The organism is Oceaniglobus sp. K40-3 (assembly GCF_055808395.1).
The window spans coordinates 138,857-150,608 of the sequence record NZ_JBVVRW010000005.1; the positions used below are offsets into that span (position 1 = coordinate 138,857).

At 62.4% G+C, this 11,752-nt stretch carries 7 protein-coding genes and 1 pseudogene; all 8 read left to right on the plus strand.

Features of this window, described 5'->3' with window-relative positions:
* Positions 1-11: 11 nt before the first annotated feature.
* The 8 genes and pseudogenes from gnd to AC0L7P_RS22575 all read left to right on the plus strand — a co-directional run bounded on the left by gnd (position 12) and on the right by AC0L7P_RS22575 (position 11,679).
* Positions 12-1,031, plus strand: coding sequence for a phosphogluconate dehydrogenase (NAD(+)-dependent, decarboxylating) (gnd, locus tag AC0L7P_RS22540; RefSeq protein WP_473436357.1), 1,020 nt, complete (start codon positions 12-14; stop codon positions 1,029-1,031).
* A gap of 32 nt (positions 1,032-1,063) precedes the next feature.
* Positions 1,064-3,121, plus strand: a pseudogene (tkt, locus tag AC0L7P_RS22545) (transketolase).
* Between the two features lie 81 nt (positions 3,122-3,202).
* Positions 3,203-4,777, plus strand: a complete 1,575-nt coding sequence (gene zwf / locus AC0L7P_RS22550) for a glucose-6-phosphate dehydrogenase (RefSeq protein ID WP_473436358.1) — start codon at positions 3,203-3,205, stop codon at positions 4,775-4,777.
* Positions 4,774-5,601 carry a Cof-type HAD-IIB family hydrolase gene (locus tag AC0L7P_RS22555; protein WP_473436359.1) on the plus strand — a complete coding sequence of 276 codons (828 nt, stop codon included), beginning with the start codon at positions 4,774-4,776 and terminating at the stop codon, positions 5,599-5,601. Before zwf ends, AC0L7P_RS22555 begins: the two co-directional genes overlap by 4 nt.
* On the plus strand, positions 5,598-6,329 hold the full coding sequence (pgl, locus tag AC0L7P_RS22560; RefSeq protein WP_473436360.1) for a 6-phosphogluconolactonase: 732 nt from the start codon (positions 5,598-5,600) through the stop codon (positions 6,327-6,329). Before AC0L7P_RS22555 ends, pgl begins: the two co-directional genes overlap by 4 nt.
* Complete coding sequence (gene rpiA / locus AC0L7P_RS22565; protein ID WP_473436361.1) at positions 6,326-7,588, plus strand: ribose-5-phosphate isomerase RpiA; 1,263 nt, start codon at positions 6,326-6,328, stop codon at positions 7,586-7,588. Before pgl ends, rpiA begins: the two co-directional genes overlap by 4 nt.
* A gap of 155 nt (positions 7,589-7,743) precedes the next feature.
* Positions 7,744-9,261 carry a glycogen synthase GlgA gene (gene glgA, locus AC0L7P_RS22570; protein WP_473436362.1) on the plus strand — a complete coding sequence of 506 codons (1,518 nt, stop codon included), beginning with the start codon at positions 7,744-7,746 and terminating at the stop codon, positions 9,259-9,261.
* A gap of 15 nt (positions 9,262-9,276) precedes the next feature.
* Positions 9,277-11,679, plus strand: a complete 2,403-nt coding sequence (locus tag AC0L7P_RS22575; RefSeq protein ID WP_473436363.1) for a glucan 1,4-alpha-glucosidase — start codon at positions 9,277-9,279, stop codon at positions 11,677-11,679.
* Positions 11,680-11,752: the final 73 nt, after the last annotated feature.

The following is an 11,752-nucleotide window of genomic DNA, read 5'->3' on the forward strand; positions in this document are numbered from 1 at the left end:
GGGAAAGTGTCATGCAACTTGGAATGATCGGTTTGGGCCGGATGGGCGCCAATATGGTGCGGCGCCTGATGACGGACGGACATGACTGTGTGGTTTTCGACCGCTCAGCCGAGGCTGTCGCCGAAATCACCGGTGACGGTGCCACCGGCGCCGGATCGCTGGCCGAGTTCATCGGCAAGCTGGACAAGCCGCGTGCGGTCTGGCTGATGGTGCCCGCTGGTGCCGTGGACGCGGCGATCGCCGATCTGCTACCGCATCTGGAGGCCGATGACATCCTCATCGATGGCGGCAATTCCTACTACATTGATGACATTCGCCGCGCCAAGACATTGCGGGAAAAGAACATTCATTATCTTGACGTTGGCACCAGCGGCGGTGTCTGGGGGCTGGAGCGCGGCTATTGCATGATGATCGGTGGTGACACCGAAGCGGTAAAGCGGCTTGATCCGGTTTTTGTCAGCCTGGCACCAGGGCAGGGAAACATCGACCCCACGCCGGGGCGCGACAATGCCAAATCCACCGCCGAGGACGGCTATCTGCATTGTGGTGCGAACGGTGCCGGCCATTTCGTCAAGATGGTGCATAATGGCATCGAATACGGCATCATGGCCGCCTATGCCGAAGGGCTGGGGGTTCTTGAACGCGCCAACATCGGGGCGCAATCGGGCATTGTCGATGCCGAAACAACCCCCCTGCGCGACCCCGAGCTTTACCAGTATGATCTTGATCTGCCAGAGATCGCCGAGGTCTGGCGGCGTGGCAGCGTCATTGCGTCGTGGCTGCTGGATCTGACGGCGACGGCGTTGGCAAAAGATCCAAAGCTTGACGATTTCTCGGGCCGGGTCTCGGATTCCGGCGAGGGGCGCTGGACGATCAAGGCGGCCATCGACGAAGGTGTGCCGGCGCATGTGCTGTCATCGGCGCTTTATGAACGCTTTTCCTCGCGCGGCGACGCGGCCTTCGGGGACAAGCTGTTGTCGGCGATGCGCTATGAATTCGGCGGCCACCTGGAAAAACCGGCGGACAAATAACCTTGTACGCCAACCCATGAAAGGAACCCGGCATGGCCTGCGATGATCTCGACCAACTGGCGATCAACACGATCCGCACACTTTCGATCGATGCGGTGCAAAAGGCCAACTCCGGGCATCCCGGCGCGCCAATGGCACTGGCGCCGCTGGCCTACACGCTGTGGAATCGCGTGCTACGGTTCGATCCCCAAAATCCTGTCTGGCCGAACCGTGATCGCTTTGTGCTGTCCAACGGCCATGCCTCGATGCTGCTCTGGTCGCTGCTGCACCTGACCGGGACGCAAGCGGTGAACGAGGCTTATGAAACCACCGGTAAACCGGCCGTTGATCTGGATGCGATCCGCAATTTCCGCCAGTTCGCCAGCAAGGCGCCGGGGCACCCTGAATACCGCTGGACCTCGGGCGTGGAAACCACGACCGGCCCCCTGGGCCAGGGGGTGGCGACCAGCGTCGGCATGGCGATTGCCCGCAAATGGCTTGCCAGCCGCTATGGCCGGCCCGGTTTCGACGTGTTCGATTACAACATCTATGTGATTTGCGGCGACGGCGACATGATGGAAGGCGTCAGTTCCGAGGCGGCCTCGCTGGCCGGGCATCTCGGACTTGATGATCTGTGCTGGATCTACGACAACAACCACATCACCATCGAAGGCAGCACCGACCTTGCCTTTTCCGAGGATGTATCGGCGCGGTTTCGGGCCTATGGCTGGAACGTGCTGCATGTGGGCGATGCCAATGATCCGACCGGGATCGAGGACGCGCTTGCCGTCTTCCGCGACACCGTTGGAAAGCCGACCCTGATCGTGCTTGACACCCACATCGGCTTTGGGCTCGCCCCACAAGGTTGACACATCCGCCGCCCATGGCGAGGCATTGGGCGAAGAAGAAGTGCGGCTGACCAAGCGCGCCTATGGATGGCCCGAGGATGCACAGTTTCTGGTGCCGGATGGCGTGCGCGATCATTTTGACGCAGGGATCGGCGCGCGCGGTGCACAGGCCCGCACGCAGTGGGAAACGCAGTTCGCGGCCTACGGCAAGGCGTTCCCTGATCTTGCCCAGGAAATCGGCCAGATGCAGCACCGTGACCTGCCCGACGGCTGGGATCGCGACCTGCCCGTTTTCCCTGCGGATGCCAAAGGCATTGCCGGGCGCGATGCATCGGGTCAGGTACTGAACGCGCTGGCGCGGAATATTCCGTGGATGATCGGCGGCTCGGCCGACCTGGGATCGTCCAACCGCACCACGCTCAAGTTTGACGGCGCGGGCGATTTCGAGGCAGGCTCGCCCGGGGGCGGAACCTGCATTTCGGCATCCGCGAACATGCCATGACCGCGATCATCAACGGCATGTCCCTGTCCAAGCTCAAAGCGTTCGGCGCGACCTTCGCCATCTTCACCGACTATGCGCGCCCCGCGATACGGCTGGCCGCGTTGATGGAAATTCCGACGCTCATGGTGCTGACCCATGATGCAATGGGCGACGGAGAGGACGGGCCAACCCACCAGCCCGTGGAACAGCTGATCTCGCTGCGGGCGATGCCGAACCTTTCGGTGATGCGCCCGGGGGACGCCAACGAGGTGGTCGAGGCCTATCGCGTTGCCATGGAGTTGCGTCATCAGCCGGTGGTGATCTTCCTGACGCGACAGGCACTGCCAACCTTTGACCGGACGAAATACGCGCCTGCATCCGGCCTTGCGCGCGGCGCCTATGTCATGGCCGATCCGGCGGATGGCGCGCCCGAGGCCATCGTGATTGCCACCGGCAGCGAGGTTGCGCTGGCCATTGCCGCCCATGAGACCCTGGCCACCGAAGGGATTGGCGTGCGCGTCGTTTCGATGCCGTCATGGGACATCTTCGAGCGCCAGTCGCGCGAATACCGCGACAAGGTGCTGCCGCCGGGCATCACGGCACGGGTGGCGGTGGAACAGGGCGCGACTCATGGGTGGGAACGCTATGTCGGCCAAGCCGGCACAATCATCGGCATGACGACCTTTGGCGCCTCTGCGCCGCTGCAAGAACTGTTGAAACAATACGGGTTCGAGCCGGGGCATGTCGTCGCCGCGGTGAAAGAGGTGATGGCGCGCAAATGACGAACGCCGCTTGCCCCGCGTCAGACTAACCGCGCCGAGGCAGCGGACCACCATGAAACGCAAAAAACGAAGGCGGGAAACATGAGAGCGCAACAACAAGATGACGCAGCGACGGATGATGCGCCCATGGCCCCGCCCTGCGCGATGGCGATCTTCGGCGCGGCGGGCGATCTGACCAAGCGGCTGGTTGTGCCGGCGCTTTACAATCTGGTCTGCGCCGGGCGTCTGCCCGAGGATTTCAGGCTGATCGGTGTCGATCTGGCACAGATCTCGGCGCAGGACTGGGCCGATGGGCTGGGAACGATGATGCAGCAGTTCGTCACCGACGGCGGAGGTGAGTTCGAGGCGGATCACATTGACAACGACGCGTGGCGCTGGCTGACAGAGCGCATGAGCTATGTTCAGGGGGATCTGACCGATGCCGGCCTGTATGATCGCCTCGGCGCCCATTTGCAGGATCTGGAACAAGCCGCGCAAACCGGTGGTAACGCGCTGTTTTATCTTGCCGTCGCGGACAGGTTTTTTGCCCCTGCGGTTGCCGGGCTCGGGGCGGCGGGCCTGACCGACGAAACAGACGGCCGGTGGCGCCGCGTGGTCATCGAAAAGCCCTTCGGCCACGATCTGCCATCGGCCAGGGCGCTCAACTCCGAGATCCTCAAGTCGCTGCGCGAAAGCCAGATTTACCGGATGGATCACTTTCTGGGCAAGGAAACCGTGCAAAACATCATGGCGCTTCGCTTTGCCAACGGGTTGTTCGAACCGCTGTGGAACCGTGAACATATCGACCATATAGAGATCACCGCCGCCGAGACCGTGGGCGTGGAACATCGCGGCAAGTTCTATGAAAAGACCGGCGCGCTGCGCGACATGGTGCCGAACCATATGTTCCAACTTCTGTCGATGGTCGCGATGGAGCCGCCGCTTTCCTTCGACGCCGACGCGGTGCGCGACAAGAAGGCCGAAGTGATCGAGGCCATCCGCCCCCTGCGCGCCGACGAGGTGGCGACCCATGCCGTGCGTGGCCAGTACGACGCGGGCCGCGTGCTGGGGCAGCAGGTCAACGCCTATCGCAACGAACCCGACGTCGCAGCCGATTCGATGGCCGAAACCTTTGTCGCGCTGAAATTCGAGATCGACAACTGGCGTTGGGCCGGTGTGCCGTTTTATTTGCGCACCGGGAAATACCTCGGGGCGCGCCAGACCGAGATCGCCATCCGGTTCCATCAGGCCCCCTACAGCCTGTTTCGTGGCACCGATGTCGAAAGAATGAACCCGAACTGGATGATCCTGCGCATTCAGCCAGATGAGGGCGTGGCGCTGGAATTCGCAGCCAAGCGTCCCGGACCCACCGTGAAGCTGGAAACGGTGAATATGGATTTCGCCTATAAGACCTGGTTCGAGACAAAGCCGAACACCGGCTATGAGACGCTGATCTATGATTGCATGATCGGTGATGCGACCCTGTTCCAGCGGGCGGATAATATCGAGGCGGGATGGCAGGCGGTGCAGCCGGTTCTGGACGCCTGGGCCAATGCCGCGCCAGACGGATTTCCGAACTATGCGGCAGGCAGCGATGGCCCAGAGACCGCAAACGCGTTGCTGGGGCGCGATGGCCGATCCTGGCGTGCCCTTTCATCGAAGGATGCGAAACAATGACGCAGACAGGGAAAATCTCGCTTGTGCTGGCGGATGTGGACGGCACGCTTGTAACCGAGGACAAGGTGTTGACAGACCGCGCCACGGCGGCGGTGGCCGGGCTGCGTATGGCGGGCATCCGGTTCGCGATCACAAGTGGGCGGCCATCGCGTGGCATGGCCATGCTGCTGGATCCGCTGCAACTGGACACGCCGATTGCCGGATTCAACGGCGGTCTGTTCCTGACGCCCGATCTGAACATCCTCGAACAAAAGACCCTGCCGCAGGATGTCGCGGAAAAATCGATCGAGTTGATCCGCCAGCACGGGCTCGACGCTTGGGTTTATCGCGGCAACGACTGGCTGATCACGAAAAAGGACGCACCCCATGTGGACCGCGAGGCCTGGACGGTAAAGTTCAGCCCGACGCTGGTGACGGATTTCGACGGCAAGCTGGATATGGTGTCCAAGATCGTCGGCATCAGCGATGATCCGGAAAAGGTGCGACAATGCGAGACCGACGCGCAGACGGCCTTTGGTGGCCGCGTCACGGCGGCCCGCTCGCAGCCTTATTATCTGGATGTGACCCACAGGGATGCGAACAAGGGTGCGGTGGTCGATTACCTGTCGCGGCACCTGAACATCCCGGTGACGGAAATCGCCACCATCGGCGATCAACCCAACGACGTTCTCATGTTCAATCGCTCGGGTTTCAGTATCGCGATGGGCAACGCCTCGGACGAGGTCAAGCAACAGGCCAGTGTCACCACCGACTCTTATAATGACGAGGGGTTCGCCAAGGCCATCGAACGATTTGTCCTCGACGCAAGGGGCGCCATCCGATGACAGGGTTTCACGGTCGCATCGAAACACTGCCTGATGCCAATGCCCTGGCGCGCCATGTGGCCGAGCAGTTGACCGTTGCTGCGCTTGCGACGGACGGCCCGTTCCGGGTATCGCTTTCGGGTGGTTCGACACCCAAGGCCCTTTATGCACTTCTTGCATCCGAGACATACTTTGGCCGGTTCCCATGGGCGCGCGTCCATTGGTATTGGGGCGACGAACGGTTCGTGCCCCATGATCACCCCGACAGCAACTACCGGATGGCCCGCGAAGCGATGCTGGACAACGCCCCCGTACCGCCACAAAATATCCACCCGATCCCGACAGACGGCACCGCCGATGACGCGGCGCACCGCTATGCGGCCCTGTTGCAACAGACCTATGGCGGCACCACCCTGACGCCCGAACGGCCATTGTTCGACGTCACATTGTTGGGCATCGGCGAGGACGGGCATACCGCATCCCTGTTGTCGGGCCAGCCGGTTCTGAACGAGCAAGGCCGCTGGGTGGCTGCCGTCCCGCACGGCCGATCAGAGGTGCGCATCACGCTGACCTATCCAGTGATCGCAAGCAGCCGTCAGGTCGCATTCCTGGTATCAGGTGCGGCAAAGGCGCCGATCTTTCAGGAAATCCGCACCGGGAACAGTCAGGCGCCCGCCGCAAGGGTCACGTCAGTTGGCGATCTTGTCTGGTACACCGACCGCGCCGCAGCATCGGAGACCCCATCATGACCAGCGAACACCCAAACGACGACACCGCACGCGATGCGCTGAAACGCGCTGCCGCCGAGGCGGCGGTCGGGCTGGTCGAGGATGGCATGGTCGTCGGGCTTGGCACCGGGTCGACCGCCACCTTTGCGGTCGCCGCGCTTGCCCGGCGCCATGACGAGGGGCTGCGCTTTGCCGCAATTCCCACATCCGAACGCACGGCGGCACAGGCGCGCGCGGCGGGTATCCCCCTGGTACGCTTTGCCGATCACGATCGGATCGACCTGACGATCGACGGCGCCGACGAGGTGGAGCGCGGCACGCTTAACCTCATCAAGGGTCTGGGTGGGGCGCTGGTGCGCGAAAAGATCGTCGCGGCGGCCAGCCAGCGGCTTGTCATCATTGTCGACGATGCAAAGCTGGTGGATCGGCTGGGCGCGCATGCACCCGTGCCGGTGGAGGTTGTCGAATTCGGACTCGAGGCGACACAGGCCACCTTGGCGGCGCTTGGCGCCAGCGTTCGCATGCGCAGAGCAGCGGACGGCGCGCCGTTTGTCAGCGACAACCACAACCGGATTCTCGACTGCGGGTTCGGGTCCATCCATGATCCGGCTGCTCTCGATGCGCGCATCCGGGCTGTCGTCGGCGTCGTCGAAAGCGGGCTTTTCATTGGCCGCGCCGATCCGGTCTTTGTCGCGGATGCAACCGGGGTTCACCGCCTCATCAGTCCGCGCGCCCATCGCGGCACGCCACCGATCCTGGTCCTCATGGGGGTGTCGGGATCGGGCAAGTCGACCATCGCGCGGGATCTTTCCGCGCGGCTGGGCTGGACGTTTCAGGAAGGCGACGATCTGCACCCCAACGCCAACCGTGCCAAGATGCACGCGGGCATTCCGCTGACCGACGCCGACCGCAAGCCGTGGCTGGATGCGGTTGCCGCATGGATCGACCATCAACGCGAAAGCGGGCAGCCGGGCATCATCACCTGCTCGGCGCTGAAACGGTCCTATCGCGACAGGGTAATCGGTGACAGACCAGAGGTGCGGCTGGTCAATCTGCGCGGCGCACATGATCTGATCGCCGCACGCCTTGCAAAGCGAAAAGGACATTTCATGCCCCCCGATCTGTTGCAAAGCCAGTACGACACGCTGGAAACACCAGGCCCCGATGAGGAACCGATAACCGTCGACATCGGCCCCCCGGTCAGCGAGATTTCCGACTGCATCATCCGCCAGCTTGGCGCGTCCGCGACGGTCCATCGCAGGGACAATCCGCGCGCCTGAAACGGCACCGCAGCCTTTGGACTCCGATTCCTTACAATTTCTTAATGTTCGTGAAAAGCCCAGCATAAACCACTCCAGCAACAAGAGGTCAGATGCCGCCCGTCCTTTCGCCCGCACTCAGCGCCCGCAGGATGGTTTTCAGGGGGACTTTGCACATGGAGCATCACCCATTCGGGCAAGGCGCTGACCATCGCGTCCTGTTCGTCACCGCCGAAGCCTTTCCGCTGGCCAAGACCGGCGGGCTTGCCGACGTGGCCGGCGCTCTTCCGGCGGCATTGCGGCGCAAAGGGGTGGATGTCTGGACGATGCTGCCGGGCTATGAGCAGGCCCTTGATCTTGCACGCGACCTGGCGGTCGTCGAAGGGGGCGATCTGCCCGAGGGGCGGCTGTTGAAAGGCCGGATGCCAGATACGGACGTGCCGGTCATTCTGTTTGATGCCCCCGGGTTTTTCCGCCGCCCGGGTCTCTATCTGGACGAAGCGGGACAACCATGGCCCGACAACGATCAAAGGTTCGCGGCGTTCTGCCGGGCCGCCAGCCAGGTTGCGCTGGGGCACACCTCGCTTGGCTGGCGCCCCGAGATCGTACATGCCAACGATTGGCATACCGGCCTCGTGCCCGCCTATATGCATTTTAGCGGGCAAACGCGCCCGCAAACCATCTTTACCATTCACAATCTCGCCTTTCAGGGCAATTTTCCGATGTCCTCGTTTGCATCCCTTGGCCTCCCCGCCGAGGCCTCGGGGACAGATGGCATCGAATTTCATGGGCAGGTTTCCTTTATCAAGGCGGGGATTGTTTACAGCGACCGCATAAATACGGTCAGCCCGAATTATGCCCGGGAAATCCTGACGCCCGAATTCGGTTGCGGGCTGGACGGATTGTTGCGTGCCCGCAGCGCGGATCTGAGTGGCATCCTGAATGGCGTGGACCATGACATCTGGGATCCGGCAATCGATACCGATCTGGCCGCGCGTTTCAGCGCCGCTGATCCATCGGGCAAACAGGAATGCAAACGCGCACTGCTGACCCGTATGAACCTGCCGCCCGACACGGATGCGCCGGTGATTGCCTGTGTCAACAGGCTGACCCATCAGAAGATGGCCGATGTCGTTCTGGATGCGCTGCCGCATTTTGTTGATCACGGCGCGATGGTGGTGGTCATCCACGGTCAGGGCGATCAAAGTTTCGAGGCGCACTTCATGTGTGCCGCAGACAATCATGCCGAGAATGTCGCGGTGCGGATCGGGTATGACGAACACCTGGCACATCAGGTGATCGGCGGGGCCGACTTGTTCCTGTCGCTGGCCCGCTTTGAACCCTGCGGCCTGACGGTGATGTACGCAATGCGATACGGGGCGATCCCCATCGCAAGCCGCGTCGGCGGCATGGCCGATTCGGTCGAGGACGCCGGTGACCAACACGCCGCCCCCGGACGTGGAACCGGTTTCATGTGTGACGGTCTTGGCGTCGAAGACGTGGAACGCGCCGTTGCCCGCGCGGTGTCGTGGTATCGTGATCGCGATGCCTGGGCGCGTCTTCGGCAAAGGGCCATGCGCAAGGACTTTGGCTGGGAAGGCTCTGCGCGATGCTACGTCGATCTTTATGCACGGCTTGTCGGGCGACATGCCGGGAACAATATGGCCACACCTGCGGCCGAGCGCGACAATTGAGGGAGTAAAACTGAAATGTCATTCAACAACCCCGCACCCGGATGGCCGGGCAACCCCGGACGCTGGACCTCAAGCGCCAAAAGCGGCGTCGGCACGGCGTTGCAGGATCGCAGCAATGTCTGGTTCACGCTGAGCCATGGCATCCTGAACGAGATCTATTACCCCCGCATCGACCAGGCCTGCACGCGCGATTTCGGTTTGATCGTCACCGATGGCAAAAGTTTCTTCTCTGAGGAAAAACGCAATTCGGACAGTACCATTGAACCCGTTGAAAAGGGTGTGCCGGCCTTTGACATCACCAGCCGGTGCCACGGCGGCCGCTACCGGATCGAAAAGCGCGTATTCACCGACCCCGCACGCGATGTCGTGTTGCAGTGCATCAATTTCACGGCACTTGCGGGCACGCTTGCGGATTACCGGTTGTTCGCCCTTCTCGCGCCGCATCTTGTCAACAATAGCGCGGACAACTCTGCCTGGGTGGGGGAATACAAGGGCCAACCGATGCTGTTCGCCACAGGTGGCGGAACCTCGATCGCCGTGGGGTGCTCGGCGCCCTTCCTGGCCAGATCGGCCGGGTTCGTCGGCGTCTCGGACGGCTGGCAGGATCTGTCGCGGCATTTCCAGATGCGCTGGCAGTATGATGAGGCGCGCAACGGCAACGTTGCGTTGACAGGGGGCATCGATCTTGCGGCTTGCAACGGCCGTTTCGTTCTGGCTCTGGGCTTTGGCCGCAGCCCGGCAGAGGCCGCGCTGAAGGTGCGCACCAGCCTGCAACAGGATCCTGATGTGGCGATGGAGGCCTATGCCGCCGAATGGCGTGCATGGCAGGATGGGCTGCTGCCGCTGGACAACGGCACCAGAGCGCCGGGCCGCAAGACCTATCGGGTCAGCACCGCGGTGTTGCGCACCCATGAATCAAGTTCACAGCTTGGCGGCTATATCGCCAGCCTGTCGATCCCGTGGGGCTATGCCAAGGGCGATGATGATCTGGGCGGCTATCACCTGGCCTGGCCACGCGATCTGGTTGAAACCGCCGGTGGCCTGCTGGCGGCAGGCTCCAACACGCAAGCGCGCGAGGTCATCGGGTTTCTGAAAGCCACGCAAGAGGCAGATGGGCACTGGCCACAGAACTGCTGGCTTGACGGAACGCCCTATTGGGGTGGCATCCAGATGGATGAAACCGCCCTGCCGATCCTGCTGGTGGATCTGGCCCTGCGCGAGGGTGCGTTGACAAAAGCGGATATTCCCGACGTGTGGCCGATGGTTCGCAAGGCGGCGCAATTCATTGTCCAGAACGGACCGATCACACCCCAGGACCGCTGGGAGGAAAACGGCGGCTATACGTCATTCACGCTGGCGGCCGAGATTGCCGCGCTTCTGGCTGCTGCCGATATGGCGGACCGCATGAAAAAGACGGCGCAGGCCACGTTCCTGCGTGAGACTGCGGATATCTGGAACAACCTGATCGAACATTGGACCTATGTCACCGGCACCCCGCTGGCAAAGGAGGTCGGGGTCGAGGGTTATTATGTCCGCATCACGCCGCCCGAAACCGCTGATGCAGCGTCGCCCAAGGACGGGTTTGTGCCGATCAAGAACCGCCCGGCCAGCGCAACCGCCGAGAAAGTCTCTCATATCGTCAGTCCCGACGCATTGGCGCTTGTGCGGTTCGGATTACGCGCGCCGGACGATCCACGCATCGTCAATACCGTTCGGGTGATCGATGCGCTGCTCAAGACCGATCTGCCATCCGGGCCAAGCTGGCACCGCTACAATGACGATGGCTATGGCGAACATGACGATGGCCGCGCGTTTGACGGCACCGGAATCGGGCGCTGCTGGCCATTGCTGACCGGCGAACGGGCGCATTACGAACTGGCCTGCGGCAGAAAGAAGGATGCCAAGGCCCTTCTGACCGCGATGGAAGGGTTCGCCAGTGACGGCCACCTGCTTCCCGAACAGGTCTGGGACAGTCCCGACATTCCCGAACGCGGGCTGTTTCTGGGCAAACCCTCGGGGTCGGCGATGCCGCTGGTCTGGGCCCATGCCGAGCATGTCAAGCTGCTGCGCTCGCTGTTCGATGGGCGGGTCTTTGACATGCCGTCCCAGACCTACGAGAGATATCAGGTTCAAAAAGTCCAGTCGAAATACGCAACCTGGCGGTTCAACAACAAGTGCCGCAAACTGGCGGCCGGCCATGGCTTGCGGATCGAACTGCCGATGCCTGCCGTTATCCATTGGAGCACCGATGGCTGGACCACGCCCCATGACGCGCCGACAACCGACAGCGGCCTTGGCATTCATTTCGCCGATATCGCCACCGACAAACTGAAGCCAGGCGAAATGGTTGTCTTCACGATCTTCTGGCCCGGCAACGACCGTTGGGAAGGCGTGGACTATGAGATTACCGTCAGCTAGCGGCGCGCCCACGGCGAAACGATCATACCGGCGTGTCACCAAAACGGTGACGCGCCCCAGCCGGCAACCGCGA